The 19,869-nt window shown below is 34.8% G+C and carries 19 protein-coding genes and 1 pseudogene; 4 read left to right on the top strand and 16 right to left on the bottom strand.

The genetic code is table 11. The features are described 5' to 3' along the window. Positions 1–3: 3 nt before the first annotated feature. From BKH42_RS04595 to hisF, 8 genes are all read right to left on the bottom strand, one after another. Entirely contained in the window at positions 4–1,041 is a 1,038-nt protein-coding gene (locus BKH42_RS04595) for a rod shape-determining protein (RefSeq protein WP_095295367.1), read from the bottom strand. Further along, entirely contained in the window at positions 1,041–2,309 is a 1,269-nt protein-coding gene (clpX, locus tag BKH42_RS04590; RefSeq protein ID WP_095295365.1) for an ATP-dependent protease ATP-binding subunit ClpX, read from the bottom strand. Before clpX ends, BKH42_RS04595 begins: the two co-directional genes overlap by 1 nt. After that, positions 2,302–3,111, bottom strand: coding sequence for an acyl-ACP--UDP-N-acetylglucosamine O-acyltransferase (gene lpxA / locus BKH42_RS04585; RefSeq protein ID WP_095295363.1), 810 nt, complete (start codon positions 3,109–3,111; stop codon positions 2,302–2,304). The genes clpX and lpxA overlap by 8 nt, the downstream gene beginning before the upstream one ends. Position 3,112: 1 nt before the next feature. Then, positions 3,113–3,568: a 3-hydroxyacyl-ACP dehydratase FabZ gene (gene fabZ / locus BKH42_RS04580; RefSeq protein ID WP_095295361.1), complete on the bottom strand. Its 456-nt coding sequence runs from the start codon at positions 3,566–3,568 to the stop codon at positions 3,113–3,115. A gap of 60 nt (positions 3,569–3,628) precedes the next feature. Continuing rightward, complete coding sequence (locus BKH42_RS04575; RefSeq protein ID WP_095295359.1) at positions 3,629–4,789, bottom strand: epoxyqueuosine reductase QueH; 1,161 nt, start codon at positions 4,787–4,789, stop codon at positions 3,629–3,631. Between the two features lie 101 nt (positions 4,790–4,890). After that, positions 4,891–6,003, bottom strand: coding sequence for a 23S rRNA (adenine(2503)-C(2))-methyltransferase RlmN (gene rlmN / locus BKH42_RS04570; RefSeq protein ID WP_095295357.1), 1,113 nt, complete (start codon positions 6,001–6,003; stop codon positions 4,891–4,893). Continuing rightward, the gene (locus tag BKH42_RS04565; protein ID WP_095295355.1) at positions 6,000–6,545 is read right to left on the bottom strand and encodes a purine-nucleoside phosphorylase; all 546 of its coding nucleotides are present in this window, start codon (positions 6,543–6,545) and stop codon (positions 6,000–6,002) included. The genes rlmN and BKH42_RS04565 overlap by 4 nt, the downstream gene beginning before the upstream one ends. 1 nt (position 6,546) lies before the next feature. Beyond that, positions 6,547–7,317: an imidazole glycerol phosphate synthase subunit HisF gene (hisF, locus tag BKH42_RS04560; RefSeq protein WP_095295353.1), complete on the bottom strand. Its 771-nt coding sequence runs from the start codon at positions 7,315–7,317 to the stop codon at positions 6,547–6,549. 48 nt (positions 7,318–7,365) lie between these two features. On the opposite strand from hisF, the gene rsmA reads away from it, so the two are divergent. Genes rsmA through BKH42_RS04540 form a run of 4 tightly spaced genes read left to right on the top strand, consistent with a single transcriptional unit; the run spans position 7,366 to position 11,466 of the window. Then, on the top strand, positions 7,366–8,223 hold the full coding sequence (gene rsmA, locus BKH42_RS04555) for a 16S rRNA (adenine(1518)-N(6)/adenine(1519)-N(6))-dimethyltransferase RsmA (RefSeq protein ID WP_257874270.1): 858 nt from the start codon (positions 7,366–7,368) through the stop codon (positions 8,221–8,223). Next, a complete protein-coding gene (locus BKH42_RS04550; protein WP_095295351.1) occupies positions 8,213–10,246 on the top strand; it encodes a ribonuclease J in 2,034 nt (677 codons plus the stop codon). The genes rsmA and BKH42_RS04550 overlap by 11 nt, the downstream gene beginning before the upstream one ends. A gap of 8 nt (positions 10,247–10,254) precedes the next feature. Next, the gene (locus tag BKH42_RS04545) at positions 10,255–11,217 is read left to right on the top strand and encodes a KpsF/GutQ family sugar-phosphate isomerase (protein WP_095295349.1); all 963 of its coding nucleotides are present in this window, start codon (positions 10,255–10,257) and stop codon (positions 11,215–11,217) included. A 9-nt stretch (positions 11,218–11,226) separates the two neighbouring features. Further along, positions 11,227–11,466, top strand: a complete 240-nt coding sequence (locus BKH42_RS04540; RefSeq protein ID WP_095295347.1) for a DUF2443 family protein — start codon at positions 11,227–11,229, stop codon at positions 11,464–11,466. On the opposite strand, the gene BKH42_RS04535 is transcribed toward BKH42_RS04540, so the two are convergent. From BKH42_RS04535 to ilvD, 8 genes and pseudogenes are all read right to left on the bottom strand, one after another. Then, entirely contained in the window at positions 11,452–12,891 is a 1,440-nt protein-coding gene (locus BKH42_RS04535) for a TolC family protein (RefSeq protein ID WP_095295345.1), read from the bottom strand. The genes BKH42_RS04540 and BKH42_RS04535 overlap by 15 nt on opposite strands. Before the next feature lie 2 nt (positions 12,892–12,893). Beyond that, positions 12,894–13,955, bottom strand: a complete 1,062-nt coding sequence (locus BKH42_RS04530; RefSeq protein ID WP_095295343.1) for an HlyD family secretion protein — start codon at positions 13,953–13,955, stop codon at positions 12,894–12,896. 19 nt (positions 13,956–13,974) lie between these two features. Next, positions 13,975–15,645 (bottom strand): MFS transporter, encoded by a 1,671-nt coding sequence (locus BKH42_RS04525; protein WP_095295341.1) that lies wholly within the window; start codon positions 15,643–15,645, stop codon positions 13,975–13,977. Between the two features lie 486 nt (positions 15,646–16,131). Further along, positions 16,132–16,398, bottom strand: a complete 267-nt coding sequence (locus BKH42_RS09470; RefSeq protein WP_180673975.1) for a hypothetical protein — start codon at positions 16,396–16,398, stop codon at positions 16,132–16,134. A 418-nt stretch (positions 16,399–16,816) separates the two neighbouring features. Continuing rightward, entirely contained in the window at positions 16,817–17,131 is a 315-nt protein-coding gene (locus BKH42_RS09465) for a hypothetical protein (protein ID WP_180673974.1), read from the bottom strand. Between the two features lie 57 nt (positions 17,132–17,188). Then, positions 17,189–17,326 (bottom strand): DNA cytosine methyltransferase, encoded by a 138-nt coding sequence (locus tag BKH42_RS09855; RefSeq protein WP_257874269.1) that lies wholly within the window; start codon positions 17,324–17,326, stop codon positions 17,189–17,191. After that, a pseudogene (dcm, locus tag BKH42_RS04515) lies at positions 17,310–18,072 on the bottom strand (DNA (cytosine-5-)-methyltransferase). Before dcm ends, BKH42_RS09855 begins: the two are co-directional and overlap by 17 nt. Positions 18,073–18,120: 48 nt before the next feature. Next, positions 18,121–19,812 (bottom strand): dihydroxy-acid dehydratase, encoded by a 1,692-nt coding sequence (ilvD, locus tag BKH42_RS04510; protein WP_095295339.1) that lies wholly within the window; start codon positions 19,810–19,812, stop codon positions 18,121–18,123. Between the last annotated feature and the right edge of the window lie 57 nt (positions 19,813–19,869).

The raw sequence follows: 19,869 nt of genomic DNA, 5'->3' as shown, positions 1-19,869 counted from the left end.
TACTCAAGAGAAATTAATATGGTGCAATAAATCAAGCTCTTCTATTGCTTTACCTGTTCCTTTTGCTACAGCCAATAGTGGCTCATTTCCAATATATACAGGAAGCTTGACAATATCAGATAGGTATTTATCTAGCCCTCGTATCAAAGCCCCGCCTCCTGTGAGAACAACTCCATTTTCTACAATGTCTCCTGCTAAATCTGGTGGAACAGATTCTAGCACACTCTTAAGTGCATTGCTTATTTCCCTGAGTTGGTCTTTGATGGCATCTCGTATATCTTCGCTAGTGAGTTCTACGGTATTAAGAAGACCACTAACTTGATCACGTCCTTTTACTTGCATCAATAAAGGAACTTCTAAAGGAGAGGCTGATCCGATTTGGATTTTAATTTCTTCGCCCGTACGTTCTCCAATTAGGAGATTGTATTTTTTTCGTATGTAATCCACAATGGCAATATCTAATTTATCTCCAGCAACCCTGATGGATTTACTGATAACTAGACCCCCTAGAGAAATGACTCCAATTTCTGTTGTCCCTCCTCCAATATCTACAATCAAGCTTCCCTGAGGTTCTCTAACGGGCAATCCAGCACCAATAGCAGCTGCCATTGGTTCTTCTATCAAGAACACTTCCCTAGCCCCTGCACTCATTGCAGATTCTTTGACAGCTTTTCTTTCTACTCCAGTAAGTCCATATGGTACGCAAACCATTACTCTAGGACGAATCAAGGTTTTTCTTTTGTGGGCTTTTTCAATAAAATAACGGATCATTTTTTCAGTCACATCAAAATCTGCAATGACTCCGTCTTTCATAGGGCGGATTGCTTGAATTCCTCCAGGTGTTTTCCCTATCATTTCCTTTGCTTCGTGTCCTACAGCCAGTATAGTCCCATCTCTATCATATTTATCTGTTTTTACCGCTACAATGGAAGGTTCGTTGATGATAATCCCCTGTCCTTTTAGTAAAACAATCGTATTTGCTGTGCCTAAATCAATAGCTATATCATGTGAAAATAGCCCTATTATTTTATCTAATACCATTATGCTCCTTTGTCTTTTTGAGAGGTTTTTTTCTTTTTAATCAAAATAGGTTCCCCTGTCTTTGTGATGCACTCTTTTGTTATTATAACTTCATAACCCTTTAAGTCAGGAAGATCAAACATAATATCTGTCGTGAATTCTTCTACGATGGCTCTAAGTCCTCTAGCACCAGTTTTTCTAGCTATTGCAAGTTCTGCTATATTTTCAATGGCTTCTTTTTGAAATACCAACTCTACCCCATCCATTTTAAATAACTTTTGATATTGTTTGATAAGGGAGTTTTTTGGTTTGATTAAAATATCAATCATGGCTTCTTTTGTGATTTCTTGGAGTGTTGTGATGACATGTAATCTTCCAATGAGTTCAGGAATGAGTCCATAACTTACTAAATCTTGAGGTTCTACAAGGCTAAGTACGTCATCTTGTTGAAGTTTTGTTTTTTTCTCGCTACCAAATCCTAAAATATTATTACCAGAGCGTTTTTTAATAATATCATTCAGACCTTCAAACGCTCCTCCGCAAATGAATAAAATATTACTTGTATCAATTTGTATAAATTCCTGATTGGGATGTTTCCTTCCACCTTTTGGAGGAATATTCACAACACTTCCTTCAACAATTTTTAAGAGTGCTTGTTGCACTCCTTCACCTGAAACATCTCTTGTAATAGATCTGTTTTCTGATAATCTAGATATTTTATCAATTTCATCAATGAAGACAATCCCCTTTTGGGTTTTTTCAATGTCCTCATCAGCAGCTTGAAATAACCTTGTGAGAATATTTTCCACATCTTCACCAACATAACCAGCTTCTGTGAGGCTTGTAGCATCGCATATAGCGATTGGTATATCTAGAAATTTTGCTAATGTTTGTGCCATCAGGGTTTTTCCACTTCCTGTTGGACCAATGAGTAGAATATTTGATTTTGATATTTCTACATCATTTTCCACATCCGCAACAATGTTATTTTTGCTGAATATCCTTTTGTAATGATTATATACGGCTACGGAAAATACTTTTTTTGCGTTTTCTTGACCGATAACATATTCGTCTAGTGCTTTTTTGAGTTCTTTTGGAGAGAGTGATTTTTCTAGAAAGACTTTCTCTGGTAATGGATTTAAATTGACCTTCCCAAAGATCCCATCATATAAACATTTGATGCAGTAATTGCAAATATGAGCTTCTTTGTTGGCTTGTATGCCATTAAAAATCAATCTATCCTCTGATTCTTTATTTCCGCAAAAATCGCAGATTCTTTTCTTATTCATCTAATACACCTTTTTTGATCGGAATGCCCCGTTGTGATTGTAGTATAAAATTGCATATTCTTAGCACATATTCATTTTGAGGGTTTTGTTCAAGTTCATTTTGTACCAATTCTCTCATAGGCGCAGAACAAGAAAAAATTCTTTTGTAAAGTTTGCTAATAAAATCAATATCTTCATGAGAAAAAAGTTTCCTCATTCTATGTTTATTCAAACCTCTGATGATTGCTCGATTGCCCTCAGCCATACAAAATGGCGGAATATCTTGTGTCAATACGCTTCCCCCAGCTATCATTGAACCATCCCCTATATGGACAAATTGATGCACAGGAGTCATTCCCCCAATATTGACATAATCCCCCATTTCAACGTGCCCACCTAATGTAGCATTGTTTGCTAGAATACAGTGATTTTTAATGATGCAATCATGTGCGATGTGAACAAACGCCATTAAGAGATTTTCATTTCCAATGATAGTCTTGCTACCCCCACCTTTTGTGCCTGGATTTATCATGCAATGTTCGCGAATAAGATTTTTATCACCAATGATGAGTTCAACTTCTTCCCCATCATATTTAAGATCTTGAGGAATTGTGCCTAGCACAGCATAAGGGAATATTGTATTATTTCGTCCTATTTTTGTATTTCCTAAAATAGTCACGTTGTTGTAAAGTTTGCTTCCCTCCCCTATTTCGACATTTTCACCAATAACACAAAAATCCCCTATTTCGACATTTTCAGCAATTTTAGCACCTTCTTTGATAATGGCAGTGGGGGCTATCACTTTTTTATGTTCAATTGCCATATTACTCCTTTTTTGCTTCTGTAACCATAGCTTTGATCTCAGCTTCTGCAACTAATTTATCTTCTACCATTGCTTTACATTCAAGTTGCCATACGGTTCCTTTATGCTTGATAACATTTATCTCATATTCTAGTCTATCGCCAGGTACCACAGGTATGCGAAATTTTACTTTATCAATAGTCATAAAATAAACAAGCTTGTCTTCTGCCATACTTAAATCATCTCCCCAAGTACTCACAAATGCTAATAATCCACCTGCTTGTGCCATTCCTTCTACAATCATTACTCCAGGATAGATAGGTTGATTAGGAAAATGTCCTAAGAATACTTCTTCATTGGCAGTGACATTTTTGTATGCTTTGATACTTGCTTGAGGTACAATATCAGTCACTCTATCGACCAAAAGCATAGGGTATCGGTGTGGAAGTATTTTTTTGATTTTGTTTATATCCATCATTTTTTCAAACCTCAATCTTTTATATTTATTGATTCACAATTTTAGCAAAATATATTTTAATTACAAATTTTGAATGACTCTAAAAATAGCCTCTTCTTGAAAGATGCATTTGATATTCACTTTGACACTCTCTGTATAGATTTCATCAATAACAATAATTGGATTGATACTATCATCTCCACATAGAAAATTTCTAAAAAAAATCTCATCACTGTATTTGGGTGGATTATATAAGAGTTCTTTAATATTTTTATATGAAGTTCCTAAAATTAGATTGAACATATCCAGATGAACAAACACGCTATCATCTTTTTTGCTATATCCAACTAAATATTTTTGAGTAGGAGCATTTTCGTATTTTAAAGCTTTCTGCTCAAGATTATAAAATTTTGATGTATCTTTGAATATATTTGGCTTAATCCAAAATATAGTTCCCGTTCGTGCATCTTTTTTATTCTGAGATTTTGCGAGGATATAGCTAGGCATATGACTCCCTCCTCTTTCAATTTTTGCACTTAATAATCTCCAAACTAAATATTTTCTCTGAGTGAGGATATACTCTTGGTTTTGTTTTTCAAGTTCATTTCGACGAGTGAAGATTTCCCTTCTTTCTTCAATGCTTCCAGGAAGAATTTGCGATCCGATATGACTCATCATTTCTAAAGAAAATCTTTTTTGATTATTTCTTTGTTGCTCAAGTGCAAAATGACACCCACAATAATTTTGTCTGTAAAGGTTATCTGTTTTTGCAAGTTCATTTTGTTTTTGGGTTCCTCCATTAGATCTTACGTCTATTTTGACAAATTCCAAAAATTCTTTTTCCGCGATAGAATCTCCTTGTGCATAAAGAATTTTTTGTTCTTTCATAGGGCTCGAAAGCAGAGTGGTGGTGAATTTTTTTTCTCCCAATTCCTTTGCCATAGAGGCAGTTTTAATCAGTCTGATATCAAAACATTGTATGCATCTATCTCCTTTTTCTGGTTCTTTCTCTAGCCCTTTGACTCCATTAAACCAGTTGTTTGTATCATATTCTCCTTCAATCAATTGAATGTCTAACATATCACAACTTCTTTTGACATCTGCAAGTCTTAAATCGTATTCGTTTTTTGGATGAATATTTGGATTATAAAAAAACCCTATAAATTTTTCATTTGGATAAATCTTTGTCAATTCATTTAAGAAATAATGACTATCAACAGAACAACAGATATGAACGAGCATTTTCTAATCCTTATTTTTTAGTACAAAATATATATAAGCACCTATTCCAATCACAAACACCAAAAATAAAAATACTAATAATAAAATATCTAAAAGATCCATCACAACTCCTTGCCAATTGTTCTACGTGGAACATTTTCATTTTCCAACAGTTCTTTTTCTCTTAGTTGTCCGCAAGCAGCACTTATGTCAATACCCTTTGATTCTCTAATAGTGCAAAGAAGACCTTTGTTGATAAGAAAATCCGCAAATTTTTTTACTTGTTCTATATCAGGTCTTTTGAATTGTGATCCTTCGTGTGGATTAAATAGGATAAGATTGACTTTTGCCTTAATTCCATCAAGAAGTTTTAGAAGTTTTTTTGCACTCATTAGATCATCATTTATATCCTTGATCACTAGATATTCAAACATCACTCTTTTTCGAGCATCAACAGGGAATGCCTTTACGGCATTGATGATACTTTGTATGTTGTATGCTTTATTCATTGGAATAAGTTGACTACGAAGTGTGTCATCAACTGCGTGAAGAGATATAGCCAACTGAACTCCTAGATTCATTTCTCCTAGCTTGATAATTTTTGGAGCAATACCGCTTGTAGATATTGTTTGTCTTCTTGCAGATATGGATAGACCTTCTAGGTCACTCAATATTTTTATGGCTTGACTTACATTTTGGAGATTATCAAGTGGTTCTCCCATTCCCATATAAACAATATTAACTCTTTTTTCAGGGAGTATATTGTTATCTTTTTTCAGTTGAACAACCTGTTCTACAATTTCGCCACTACTCAGATTTCGAACAAATCCTCCTTTTGCTGTGTAGCAAAAAGCACAGCCAACCTTGCAACCAACTTGACTTGATAGACAAAAAGTCCATTTTTCGCTTTCTGTAATTTTGCCATTTTCATCTTGTTTTTTATCTCTCATTTTTATGAGAACGCTTTCAAAGCTTAATCCATCTTTGGTTTTAAAGAGGTATTTTTTCGTCCCATCTTTGCTTGTTTGTATTCGGATGATTTCAAGATTTTTTATTTCATATTCATTTTCTAATTTTTCTCGCATATCTTTGGGTATATTTTGCATTTTAGAAAAATCATTTTCATATTTAACGTAAAGCCAATTATAGATTTGTTTAGCACGAAAAGTAGGCTTAAAAATTTGTTGTAACTCCTCAAGCATATAGTCATAAATATTTTTTTTCGATTCTCTCATAATGTGTAATTTTTCCTTATAAAATCTTCTAGAATTATTTTTGCTTTTTGATGATTTTGAATAAAATCTTGATGTGCATTTTTATCACAATAATTTGTAATGCAAAAGATGCCATAACATTTTATATCAAAAGCTTGTGCAACCTTCAGTACAGAAAAAAACTCCATATTTTCTAGCACAATACCTGCCTTGGATATTTTTTGTGATACTTCGAGATTTGTGTTGATATAATTACTTGAATTCACTACTACATTTTTTGTTCCACGTGGAACATCTTCAAAATCTATTTCGATTTGGTTATCAATTGGCGTATATGCATTTGAGTTGAGATAGCTCATCTCAATTTGAGTCGCTTTTGTGCTAAGGCAAATTTCAAATGGTTGAATGTCATAGCTATATGATCCAGCAGATCCAATGAAGATAATATTATCTATAATCTCTCGAGAACAGATCCTACTTAGATTAATAGCACTTTCTATCATTCCAATACCAATTGATTTTGCAAAACTAAAGCTTTCGATTTTCCCTGCACAAACAAACATATCATAGCCTTATAGGAATCTGATTCTGATGAAGATAAAATTTTAAATCTTTAATGCTGATTTCATCAAGATGAAAAATACTCGCCGCAAGAGCCGCATCTGCGATTTCAAGTTCAAAAACTTCTAATATGTGTTCTTTTGTTCCTGCCCCCCCACTTGCTATGATTGGAATATTCACAGCTTCATTCAGAGACTTAAGAGCTTCAATATCATAACCAGATTTTGTTCCATCAGCGTCCATACTTGTCAAAAGGATTTCTCCTGCCCCCATTTGAGAAATTTGCCTTGCCCATTCAATCATATCTTTGCCTGTATTTTCTCTCCCGCCTTGTATATAAACTTCCCATTTATTTTCCTGTGCAGAGTGTCTTTTTACATCTATAGCCACGACGATACATTGAGTACCAAATCTTTTTGCTCCTTCTTCAATCAGAGATGGATTTTTAACGGCGGCACTATTGAGGCTGATTTTGTCAGCTCCTGCATCAAGAAGGCTATAAATATTCTTCATATCTTTTATTCCCCCTCCAATAGTAAGTGGCATGAAGGTTACTTTCGCGACAGAAGAGACGATGTCGATCATTGTATTGCGTTCTTGATGTGAAGCACTTATATCCAAGAATACAAGTTCATCAGCTCCTGCATCGTTGTATTTTTTTGCCATCATAACAGGATCTCCCATATCCTTTAATCCAACAAAATTGATTCCTTTGACAACTTTGCCCTCATTAATATCAAGACAAGGAATGATTCGCTTTCCTAAATGACCCATTATTTCTCCATAATTTATAAGGGATTATAATATCTCATACCTTTAATTTTGCTATTTACAAATTGTCCAAAAATAGATAAAATAGAGGGAAAGTTTAGGAGACTGGCGATTCAGCACAGGGCGAAAAAAAGATTCGGACAGAATTTTTTAAAAGATTTTAGCTATGTCAATAAGATTGTCCAATCTATTCCCAATATATTTCGGGGTGAGAAAGTCATAGAAGTTGGGGTTGGCTTGGGTGATTTAACGGATAAGTTGCTTGAATGTTATCAGCTCAAGGCATATGAAGTTGATGTTGATTTATGTTCTTTTCTTACACAAAAATACAAGGCCGTTATTGATTCTGGAGATCTGATTCTTGTTTATCAGGATGTTTTGAAGCTTGTCTTCAAGGAAGGTTGGCTTGATGATGAAGAGTATATACTCGTCTCTAACTTGCCTTATTATATAGCTTCAGCGATCTTGTTGCGAGTCCTTAAAGATCCAAAATGTAAAGGCTTTGTCGTGATGACTCAAAAAGAAGTCGCACAGAAGTTTTGTGCTTTGAGTGGGGATAGGAATTTTTGTGCTTTGAGTGTGATAACCCAAACTCTCGGAGAGCCAGAAATGCTTTTTGATGTTCCTAAAGAGGCATTTGAGCCTATGCCTAAGGTAATATCATCGGTTTTTAGAATAAGAAAGAACAGCAATTCCATTCAACAAGACTTTGAAGAAATGCTTAGAGTTGCGTTTTGCTCCCCTAGGAAGAAACTATTGAGCAATTTTGCTAGTAGGTATGATAAAAAGATTGTGGAAAGCTTGTTTGAAGAACTTTCTATTGATCTAGATATCAGGGCACATCAGATTTCAGCAACGATATATCACCAAATATACAATAAACTAAAGGTAGAAAAATATGGAAAATAATAACGATAATATTAACCAAAACCCATCATCAACAGAGAGACAAAAGAAAAGGTTTTTTAAACCACGTTTCAAGAAAAATCCAGAAAATGCTGATAAAAATATCAACCCAAATTCTCAAAATAATTTGAATACTGATGATACACAGAAGCCACGTCCTAGAAGATGGGTAGGTAAAAATAAAAATACTCACACCAACCCTTCTCAGCCTCAAGATATGGGGGCTAAAAATGGAGTACGTGAAATTCAAAGTGTAGATGAGCGGGGTAATTTAGGATTTCACAAAGATCTCAAAAAAGGAGTGGAGGCAAATAATCGTATCCAAAAAACTAGTCTTAATCCTCATCATAAACTTAACCTAAGCACAAAGGCCAAAGTCCGTATCACTCCATTGGGTGGACTTGGAGAGATAGGGGGAAATATGATGGTGATGGAAACAGAAAATTCTGCCATTATCATTGATGTTGGTATGAGTTTTCCTGAGGAAAATATGCACGGAGTTGATATTTTGATTCCAGATTTTAATTATTTATATGCCATCAAAGACAAAATAGCAGGTGTGGTTATCACACATGCACATGAAGATCATATCGGGGCGGTTCCTTACTTATATAAACAGATGCAATTCCCTCTTTATGGAACCCCACTTTCTTTAGGAATGATAGGGAATAAATTTGATGAGCACGGTCTCAAAAAATTTCGATCATTTTTTAAGATTGTTGAAAAACGCCATCCTATAAAAATAGGTGATTTTGAAGTAGAATGGATCCATATCACACACTCTATTATTGATGCCTCTGCTCTTGGTATTCGAACAGAAGCAGGGATTATCGTACATACAGGAGATTTTAAGATTGATCACACTCCTATTGATAATCTGCCCACAGATTTGCATCGATTGGCTCATTATGGAGAAGAAGGAGTTATGTTGCTTTTGAGTGACTCTACTAACTCTCATAGAAGCGGAGTGACTGCAAGCGAGGCTAGCGTAGGACCTACTTTTGACTCTTTATTTAAGAGTGCTGAGGGGAGAGTGATAATGAGTACTTTTTCTTCCAATATACATCGTGTTTATCAGGCGATAACTTATGGTTTAAAGTATAATCGTAAGGTCGCAGTGATTGGTCGTTCAATGGAAAAAAATCTTGATATTGCCCGTGAGTTGGGCTATATAGATTTGCCTCATAATATTTTTATTGAAGCACACGAAGTGGCTAAGTATCCCGATGAAGAGGTCTTGATAGTCACTACGGGTAGTCAAGGTGAGACGATGAGTGCACTATATCGAATGGCGACAGATGAACACAGACATATTAAAATCAAACCGACTGATATGGTCATTATTTCTGCAAAAGCAATTCCAGGAAATGAAGGCTCAGTCTCCACAGTTTTGAACTTTTTAATGAAAGCAGGTGCAAGGGTTGCTTATCAAGATTTTAGTGAGATTCACGTGAGTGGCCACGCTGCACAAGAGGAGCAAAAATTAATGTTGCGTTTGATAAAACCAAAGTTTTTTCTTCCTGTGCACGGAGAATACAATCACGTTGCTAAACATAGAGATACTGCCATTAAATGTGGCGTTTTAGAAAAAAATATTTATTTAATGGAAGATGGCGATCAAATTGAAGTGAATCCGAGCTATATTAGAAAAGTTCGCACAATTAAAAGTGGTAAAACTTATATTGATAATCAAGTCAATAGACAAATTGATAGTAATGTTGTGGCTGAGAGGCAAGCTCTTGCGGATTGTGGGGTTGCTATTTTGAATATTTTTATTTCACCTAGAGATCAAAAAATTCTCAAAGAAACCAATATAATGTCTCTTGGAATTGTTAATATCAGGGAGGAAAAGGATCTTTGCAAAGAGATTGAAGTGGCACTAGAGATGTATGTCAAGAGTGCCAAAAAAGAAGTTTTAGAAAACAAAAAAACTTTAGAGAATGAGATTAGAAATATAGCTCGAAAGCTGATGTTTAAAAAACTCAAAAAATATCCAACCATTGTTACAAATATCTTTTTATCTTAGGAGGGATTGTGGATTTTAGGAGTATTGCCAAAAAAGTTCTCAAAGACGAAGCTAAGGAACTCAATCATTCGGCTATAAAATGTGAAGATATTCAATGGGAAAAAATTGTTGATATGATCGTTAATGCAAAGGGAAAATTGATTGTTAGCGGTGTTGGAAAAAGTGGTTTGATAGGAGTAAAAATTTCCGCGACACTTTCAAGCACAGGAACTCCTAGCTTTTTTCTTCATCCTACAGAAGCGATGCATGGCGATTTAGGTGCTATCAGTAAAGAAGATATTGTTTTGGCTATTAGTTATAGCGGAGAGAGTGCGGAGCTTGTCTCTATTATGCCACATTTAAAAAGATTCAGTGGAGGGGTTATCACAATGAGTAAAAGTGAAAATAGTTCTGTTTCAAGATTTGGGGATTATTTTATACCTATTGAGATTTCTGAGGAAGCTTGTCCATTAGGCATAGCTCCTACTAGTTCTACGACTTTAACATTGGCTTTAGGGGATGCTTTGGCAGTTTGCTTGATGGAAAAAAGAGGATTTAAAGAAGGTGATTTTGCTTCTTATCATCCAGGGGGCAGCTTAGGAAAAAAACTTTTTGTAAAGCTCAAAGATTTGATGCAAACAACTGATTTGCCTATCATTGATCCCAATATATCTCTAAAAGAAGCCATCATCAAAATGACTCAATCAAGGTTAGGAAATGCCATCATTGAACAAGATGGAAGATTGCTTGGGGTTCTGAGCGATGGAGATTTACGTCGAGCGATGATGCGTGAAGATTTTGACTTGAATCACCCTGTTATTTCTTATGCTTGTAAAAATCCAAAATATTGTGATAACCCAAATTTGTTAGCAGTACAGGCATTGAGATATATTGAAGATAATAAAATTCAATTTCTTGTTGTTACTGATAAGGATCAAAGAATACAAGGTGCTATTCATTTACATACACTTATTAGTGCAGGGATCGAATAGGAAATACAGATGTTTGAAAAAATTGATGAAATTTTTAGAAATGTTGAATCAATCAGAGATGAAATACAAATATTATTGAATATGGCAAACATTACTCTTATAGATTATATTATGATAAAAAGGGGTTCACAGGATATGCCAGAAGGTCTTAGCATGTCATTATTTTCTCAGCTTAATGAGCAAATTGACGCACTCAAAAAGCAGATTGATGCCTTAAATAAACTTAAAAGAGAGTTATTGGTTTTTTGATTCCTTGTTATTTTTGTTTTGTTTTTTACTGTCGGTAGGTAATTTGACTTCCTCGATATTGAATCCACCTCCAAGTGATTGATATAAATTGATAAGTGATTCAATATAGGCGGTTTTTAATATGATGATTTGTCCTTCAAGATCAAGTAAGGAACGTTGAGCATCTACAACCTCTAGATATGAAGAATAGCCATTCTCATATCTACTCTTTGCGTATTGTAATGTTTTTATGGCAGATTCCCGTTCATTTTGCAATAAGATTTGTTGCTCCGTGAGCCATTCAATACTCGCTTGAGCGTTTTTCACTTCCTTATAGGCATTCAAGACAATTTTTTTATAAGTGTAGGCTGCCTCATCTCTTTTTGCATTTGCTATTGCAAATTCGCCTTTAAGTTTTCCTCCTTCAAAAAGAGGTGCTAAAATACTCGTTCCAACTGCTCCTGTGAATATATGACCTGCTGTAGTAAAAAAATCAGTAAAACCTGCCACTCCTAGATTTGCTATCAGATTAAAATCGGGCAAAAAATTTAATCTTACTTTTGCCAAAGCTTCAGAACTTGCGGCAAGTTCAAATTCAGCATAGGCTACATCAGGTCTATTTCTTAATATTGAAGAAGGAATTTTTTTTGGCAGTGTGGGTTCATTTAGTTGATCAAGACTTTTGATTGTCTTGAGTTCTTTTGCACTGATTCCTGTGAGTTCTTCCAATGCATTTTCAGTTTTTTCTATGCTTAGCTTAGTTGATGGAATTTGAGCCTTTGTGGCTTCATATTGAATTTTTGCTTGTTGTTCATCATATTGACTGCTATAGCCTGTTTTTGCCTTGCTTTGTGCTATATCCAATTCAATTTTTCGAGCTTTTAGGGTATTTTCAAGCACGGAAAGCTTATCTTTTAAAGCAACGAGGTTGATGTAGGTTTTTGCTACTTCTGCATCAAGAGAGATTTTTGTTGCATATGCTTGGGCGATTATTGCTTGAGCTTGATAAGTTTTGTTCTTGCGTTCTTTTTTGTTTTTACCAAAAAAATCAAAATTATAACCGATGTTTAACGTTGGATCTATTGTTCCAATAGGTGTGTTGAATCCAAAAATGGGAGTGAGCATACTTTGTGTATATTGGGGACTCATTGTTATGTTTGCAGTTGGAAAGAGCGTTGATTTTGCAATTTTTAGTATCCCCATAGCCTGTCTTATTCTTGTTTGAGCGATTTGAATATCGCTATTGTAGGTTCTTGCTTTTTGAATTAGAAATATAAGGCTAGGATCATTGAAATTTTTCCACCAATTTTTTTGGATCTGCTGTTCTGAAACCTCATCTAAAGCTAGTGTGACTTTACTGTCTTTTGGCAATTCTTCAATTTTTGGCATACAGCCTACAAGTAAGATACCTAAACCAAATGCACCAAATGTACTACTCCAATGCATTTTTAATCCTTTTGAGTGTGAATAGTGGCTATGACGCTCATACCTGCTTTTAGATCTTTGAAGTGTGGATCATTAGGGTTAATTTTTATTCTAACAGGGATTCGTTGAATAATTTTTATAAAATTCCCTGTCGCATTATTAACTCTCACAGAACTAAATTCGCTTCCTGTAGCTGGAGATATTCTTTCAACAGTGCCCTGTAAAATTGCTCCACCTAGAGCATCTACGCTAAATGTTACTTTCTGACCAATATGCACATCCTTCATTTTTGTTTCTTTGATATTGGCTTCCACCCATTTGAGATCGGGTATTAAAAATGCAAGGGGAGTTCCCTGTGTCACCGCTTGGCCAATCCTTGCTCCAATTTGTCCAAGCACACCATCTACAGGAGCTTTTATCAATGAATATTCAAGATTTATTTGAGCAAGTTCCAAAAGTGCTTGAGCCCTTTTCACATCTGCCTGCAGGGCAGCTTTACTGATTTTGTATGCTTGGAGTTCTTCAATAGCTTTTTGATATTGGGCTTGTGACTGTGCGAGAGCGTATAGAGATTTTTTGAGAATGGTTTGAGTATCTTCATATTCTCTAGCACTCAAAGATCCTTTTTTGACAAGTTTTGAAACACGTGTGTTCTGACTTGTTGCATTTTCAAGTGTTGCCTTATCTGCATCAATGATTGCTTTTTTTTCATTCACGATTGCCTCTCTTAAGCGATAATTTTCATCATAAGCATCAAGTGAAGATTGCATACTTTGCAAATTTGCCTCAGCTTCATTGACCTTTTGAACAAAAATCCTTCTATCTATTTGTAAGATAGGATCTCCTTGCTTGACAGAACCAAAATCATGAACATATATATCTGTTACATATCCACTTACCCTTGGTGAGAGCAAGGTTGTTTTTGTTTGAATATAAGCATCATCTGTGCTTACAACGCCACGAAAAAAAGGTGGTAATTGCCAGGCATACAAAATAGACAAAATTCCACAAATAACAGCAATAATACTAATGATTGTCGCAATGAGTTGAGGTTTTTTAGGTGTCCAAGATTTTAAATAAGGCATAGGGATTCCTTTTTATGGATTAAAGATGCGTATCATTATTTTGATTTTCTTTTAGATTTCTTTTTTCTAACTCATCTAAGAAAGTTTTGGTTCGGAGGTTTGCAATAGCTGTTCTGCGGCCTAGTATCGCAAGTTCTCGATCAACAGCAGTTTTTTTACCAACTGCAAAATAGAGCCAATGCAACACCAAAAATAAAAAGATTCCAATTGCTATATAACCAACGATGCAAAATAAATCACTATAGGCCATCACCCCAGCTTGTTTAGTGATTTGGGTGATAAAATCAGGATTGATATTTAATGCTAGATTTGTTTCTGGAGTGTGATTGATAATATCTTGAAGTCTGCTAGCTGTACGAACTTTTATAAAATAGCTCACCAATGCAGATCCAAATTGTCCAAACACGCTTTGAGAAAAACTAAAAATAGCAATAAAAGTCAATACGTATCCCCCACCTCGTGAAAGCGAAACAATAATCCCTTCAGCAAATAAGGGTCCGATAAAAAATACACTTGCTGCAGCTATAAGAAACTGAGGAATATATAATTGAGCAGGAGTTATTTGTGGGGATAGGTTTGTAGAAGCAAAAGAGCCGACAATAAGCATTGCAAAAGAGAGAATCAAGATGATTGAAGTGCGTTTATATCCCATCACCACAATACAAGATAATCCACCAAACAGTGCACCTAAAGTCACAATCCCATAGTAATCTGCAAGTTGATAATCTGAATACCCTAAAACATTTCTAAACAATCCTGTGGCTCCTGTGGTTTGCTCAGTCAGACACATTCTAGCAAAAGCACCAGCAAGAGCAAGTTTGAATACTTGAAGTGTTCCTACGAAAGAAAAATTTATTAGAGGTCTGGTTCTGTTAATTTCAATCAGAAAAAATCCTACAATGCAAGTGACTCCAATACATGTTCCATATGCAATCCAAGGTTTATCCCACCAAATGATGGTTCCTAAGCTAAAAATCAAGCAACAAGTCGCTGTGCCTATTGCATAAAGACTCAAAGATGGAATATCCCTTATGGAAAAAGCTTTACCTAACTGAGAAGGAGGAAGCTCAATGAGTAAATATGCCGCTAGAACAAAAAGTGTGGTACCTGTATCAATAAATGCAACTAAGTGAGCATCTTCTCCTAACATTAAAAATGGATCTAGCCATCTTGCAAATGGAGAACCCACCTGCATAAGTCCTACACTTACGCACATAACAAGATAGGTCTTGGTTTTTGGAAGCATTTGCATGGCATAGTAGGCACAAAAAGTTGATAGACCGCTTCCTACGAGTCCATTAAGAAAACGACTGAATGCATAAACATAGAAATTATTGCTAAACATCTGTATGATATGTGCAATACACAACACAATTACGACGCCACCAAAAAAAACTCTCATTCCAAATTGTTGACGTATTTTAAAAAGCACCACGCTTGTCCAAGCATAACCCATATAATAACAAGCTGTTAATATAGCTCCTTCAGCAGGTGTGATACCTAAATAGCCTTGAATTTGATTGATATTTGCAATGGTGAGATTATTTTGTAGTCCAGCTGCAAATAGTGCAACCAACCACCCTAGTGCATATACAAGCTTTATTTTTGTAGGAAGCTCTGGTCTTGCTACAGATCCCCAAAAAGAAGGCATTTCGTTGGGTTTGAGGACTTCGTTCAAATTCTGTGGCATATCTTACCTCTGTTTTAAGAGTTTTTGCTGTATTTTTAAAATACAAATCGCACGATCAATGAATTAGAATCAGTAATATTAGTAAATTAGAACTCTAAAATTTCTTGTCAGAACATCTAGATGATTATTCCAAATCAAAGAAGAAAATCTGTTATTGTTGTTAAGAACAAAACAACATAATTAGTAATTGGACACATTATACATCTTTTTTATTAAATCAATGTGCTATTGATCCTTATTTTCGAACAAGGGATTTGAGATGGCATTAGAGGTATTGTGCTTATTTTGATACAGCTAATGATAAGATTATAGTGCTTTATGTCTAGTTCTGGTTAAAATCCTAATCAAAGCTCAACCCTGTTATCACAGATGATCCTGCAGATATGGCTTCATTGCTATAGATTGAATCTTTTCTGTATTTCTTTGAAAGAGATTGGCATTGTTAAATCATATTAAAAAGACATTGATGAAAAAATAAAAAATTATTTATTTTAATACTTTGAATTTTATTTCAAAACCATTAAATAAACTCTCAATTTCTTTTATCATGATACTTTTTAGTTTGTGGTTGTCAGGAACATTAAAGTATTTAACATAAGTTTCGTGGAGTTTGTAATCAAACTCATTGATTGTCTTCATAATAGTACGATTAAGTACAGATAGATCTAATGTAACGCTTCTCTTGCAGGATTCTATCAATTTTGTTCGATTGATTCTTATGCTATTACCTTCCCATCTATTGATAATGCTCAATAGCTCATCAACATTAGAAATTCTTTTGATTACTAGTATCTATCAGTTCAGAACCTTTAAAAAAATATAAATACAATCTATTTGTATCCTTTATAGCTAGGATCAAATCATCTGAAAAGATAAAACTAAACATCTTGGCAAATCGTTCTTCAAAAACTGCATAAAAACCATTATCAGAAATTTTTTGTAATAAATTTCTAAGTCTGGGAATTGAACCTAACCCAATTTCGCTCTCAGTTTTTCTTTCTGTAAGATAATGAGAGACATTAAGCCCATCAAATAGAACTTTTTTTCAAACGAACCCATGTTGATTTCAGAGTTATTCATCATGAGGGTTTTAAGAGATATTCCATATTTTTTGTCAAACAAGAGATCAATTTTCTCTCTCTTGTTCCCTGCTACTTTATCTTTTGATAAATTAAAATAAGCTGGAACTTCGCTTTTGATATTTTCCCTTTTTTTTATTGTCAGCAACCTCTCCATTAAATATTATTGCCAACAAATCTTCAAAAATTCTAGCAGAAGTCTTTCTTTTTGCAACGTCCTCATCAACTATGTATTGATTGATATAGTTTAGGATATATAGAGAATTGAATTTTTCTCTACTATCGGGACTTGATAGATATTTGAAAAATATATACAACTCATCAATATTTGATATTGTGCTTGAAATAACCCCTTTATTCTCTAAATAATCCCTAATCAGTTTAATCGAATAAAGTTCTTTGTGCATCATATATTCCTATAATTTTATTTTTGTATGGTAATTCCCAATCCAAATGATTGAAATTCATCTTTTTTTTCCAAATAATTCTCTAAATTCATTTGCAATAAAAAAAGACATAATCGGGGGAACTGCATTGCCAATCTGAGAATAACATGCTCCATTACTTCCCTTAAAATAAAAATTATCAGGAAAGGATTGCATTCTTGCACATTCTCTTTACGGCACCACCACTTCTACTTCCTCTGCCTGTAATTGTAGGAGATGGTTTATCCCAATCAAGATGCCTATTGCCAACATAGCCATTGATTTTAACTTTATGTTTATTTCCTATATGGTTTGGGATTGCTTGATTATGTTCTCTAGGTAAATCAAAAATAGCATCTCTCAATGTTATTTTACCTTGAAGATGGCAAGTTGGAAAACTAGGTTCAACAATAATATCGCTCCTTGTTCCAAAAATGATTATTCTTTTTCTATTTTGCGGGACTCCATAATCTGAAGCTGTTAGTATTTTATATTTTATTTTATAATCACCATTTGCCCCTGATTTTTTAAATTTTTCTAAAATAACATTATGGAAAAAATCATTAAACTCCCTGCCACTTTTAATTCCCGTGACATTCTCTACTACAAAATATTTTGGTTGTTTTGCTTTTAGCACCCTTGCATATTCTTGAAAAAGTTGATTATATTCGCAGTCTAAATTTCTGTTTTTTTGCTACTGTAAATCCTAGACATGGAAAACCACCTATTAATACATCCGCATCAGGTATATCATCTGTGTTGATATCATAGATACTCTTACAAACTATATGATTACCAATATTTCTCCTATAGCTTTCAGTCGCTTCTTTGTCATAATCATTTGCCCATAAAATTTTGAATCCAGCTTTAATAAACCCTAGATCTAAGCCTCCACACCCTGAAAATAGCGATATCGCTGTCACTTTCAAATCCTTATAATCTTGAAATGATGTTTTTGTGCTAGAACTTCTTTAGTCTAGCTCTGTTTTTAGCATTGCTCCATTGCTTGCATTTCCTACTAGCAAGGCATAACGTTTGAGCCATTTGCTTTCTATTTTCTTGCATTTAGGTTGCCATTTTTTTCTTCTAGCATCAAGAACTTCCTGATTTACGAGGAGTTCGAGTATTCCATTATTGACATCAATTTTGATTTGATCACCATTTTCTACTAGTGCTATTATTCCACCTTCTGCGGCTTCTGGACTGACATGTCCAATGCAAGCACCCCTTGTAGCTCCACTAAATCTCCCATCTGTGACAAGTGCTACAGATTCTCCAAGTCCCATTCCCATTATGAGGCTTGTGGGACTTAGCATTTCTGGCATACCTGGACCTCCTTTTGGACCTTCATAGCGAATAATAACAACATCCCCAGATTTTACCTTACCTGTTGAAATTCCTGTTATAGCTTCATCTTGAGAGTCAAAAACCACTGCAGATCCTGTGAAGTTTTTCATCCCTTCTACCATTGCACCAGCTTTAATGACAGCTCCTTCTTGAGCGAGATTTCCATAAAGTATTTTTAATCCACCTGTCTGCGAGTATGCAGTTTCATTTGTATGAATAATGGCAGTATCTTTGATAGAGGCATTTTTGATACGTTCTATCGTGCTTTCCCCGGTGATGGTTAAAGTGTCATAGATAATCCCACCCCTTTTATTCACTTCATTCATTACAGCACTCACGCCTCCAGCACGATTGATATCTTCCATAAATACATTTGTGACTGCAGGTGCTATTTTTGTGAGATGAGAAACATTTTTTGCGATTTCATTTATATTTTTAAGATTGAAATCCACATCCGCTTCTTTGGCAATAGCCAACATATGTAAGACTGTATTGGTGCTACCTCCCATTGCCATATCAACCACAAAAGCATTGTGAATGGCTTTGTGATTAACGATATTTTTCATTTTGAATTTTTCAGATTTTGCTTCATCAAGGGCAATTTCTACGATTCTTCTAGCTGCTTTTCTTAATAGTTCTTCTCTTTCCTTGGTAAGAGCAGGGATAGTTCCATTTCCAGGAAGAGCTATGCCCATCGCTTCACAGAGTGTATTCATAGAGTTAGCTGTGAACATGCCACTACAACTTCCTCCGCTTGGACAAGCTTTGCATTCAATTTCATAGAGTTTATCTTTATCTATTTTTTTAGCTTCATAAGCTCCTATAGCTTCAAATACCTGTGAAAGACCAATACGACTTCCATCATTGAGTGTTCCTGCCAACATTGGTCCACCGCTTACAAAAATAGTAGGAACATTTACTCTCAGAGCACCCATTAGCATTCCTGGAACTATTTTGTCACAGTTGGGAATACAGATCATTGCATCAAGCTTGTGAGCGTTCATAACTGTTTCTATGCAGTCCGCGATAAGCTCTCTGCTTGGCAAACTATAAAGCATTCCACTATGTCCCATTGCTATGCCATCATCCACTCCTATTGTATTAAATTCAAAAGGAACGCCACCAGCTTTGCGAATCTCTTCCTTCACGATTTTTCCATATTCAGGCAGAAAATAATGACCAGGTATAATATCAATATGGCTATTTGCTACTCCAATAAATGGCTTATCAAAGTCTTCATCTTTGAGCCCCACGCCTCTAAGCAAACTTCTATGAGGCGTTCTTGAATGTCCTTTTTTAATGGTATCGCTTCGCATTTTCTATCCTTAGTTTATAGTGTGGGAATATTATACTTAAAAAGGTTTCTGTTTTTT

It is taken from the genome of Helicobacter sp. 13S00482-2 (genome assembly GCF_002272795.1).
Taxonomy (GTDB): Bacteria; Campylobacterota; Campylobacteria; order Campylobacterales; family Helicobacteraceae; genus Helicobacter_J.
Note: the sequence above shows the minus strand (reverse complement) of the source record. Positions and strands in the feature narration are given on the sequence as shown.

Coding starts and splice junctions, on each gene's coding strand:
- BKH42_RS04565 (WP_095295355.1), bottom strand. CDS start 6,545: ATGTTTGTTTGTGCAGGGAAAATCGAAAGCTTTAGTTTTGCAAAATCA.
- BKH42_RS04595 (WP_095295367.1), bottom strand. CDS start 1,041: ATGGTATTAGATAAAATAATAGGGCTATTTTCACATGATATAGCTATT.
- BKH42_RS04535 (WP_095295345.1), bottom strand. CDS start 12,891: ATGCATTGGAGTAGTACATTTGGTGCATTTGGTTTAGGTATCTTACTT.
- lpxA (WP_095295363.1), bottom strand. CDS start 3,111: ATGGCAATTGAACATAAAAAAGTGATAGCCCCCACTGCCATTATCAAA.
- BKH42_RS04540 (WP_095295347.1), top strand. CDS start 11,227: ATGTTTGAAAAAATTGATGAAATTTTTAGAAATGTTGAATCAATCAGA.
- hisF (WP_095295353.1), bottom strand. CDS start 7,317: ATGGGTCATTTAGGAAAGCGAATCATTCCTTGTCTTGATATTAATGAG.
- BKH42_RS04550 (WP_095295351.1), top strand. CDS start 8,213: ATGGAAAATAATAACGATAATATTAACCAAAACCCATCATCAACAGAG.
- BKH42_RS09855 (WP_257874269.1), bottom strand. CDS start 17,326: ATGCAATCCTTTCCTGATAATTTTTATTTTAAGGGAAGTAATGGAGCA.
- fabZ (WP_095295361.1), bottom strand. CDS start 3,568: ATGATGGATATAAACAAAATCAAAAAAATACTTCCACACCGATACCCT.
- BKH42_RS09465 (WP_180673974.1), bottom strand. CDS start 17,131: ATGCACAAAGAACTTTATTCGATTAAACTGATTAGGGATTATTTAGAG.
- rlmN (WP_095295357.1), bottom strand. CDS start 6,003: ATGAGAGAATCGAAAAAAAATATTTATGACTATATGCTTGAGGAGTTA.
- BKH42_RS04530 (WP_095295343.1), bottom strand. CDS start 13,955: ATGCCTTATTTAAAATCTTGGACACCTAAAAAACCTCAACTCATTGCG.
- BKH42_RS04525 (WP_095295341.1), bottom strand. CDS start 15,645: ATGCCACAGAATTTGAACGAAGTCCTCAAACCCAACGAAATGCCTTCT.
- clpX (WP_095295365.1), bottom strand. CDS start 2,309: ATGAATAAGAAAAGAATCTGCGATTTTTGCGGAAATAAAGAATCAGAG.
- BKH42_RS04575 (WP_095295359.1), bottom strand. CDS start 4,789: ATGCTCGTTCATATCTGTTGTTCTGTTGATAGTCATTATTTCTTAAAT.
- ilvD (WP_095295339.1), bottom strand. CDS start 19,812: ATGCGAAGCGATACCATTAAAAAAGGACATTCAAGAACGCCTCATAGA.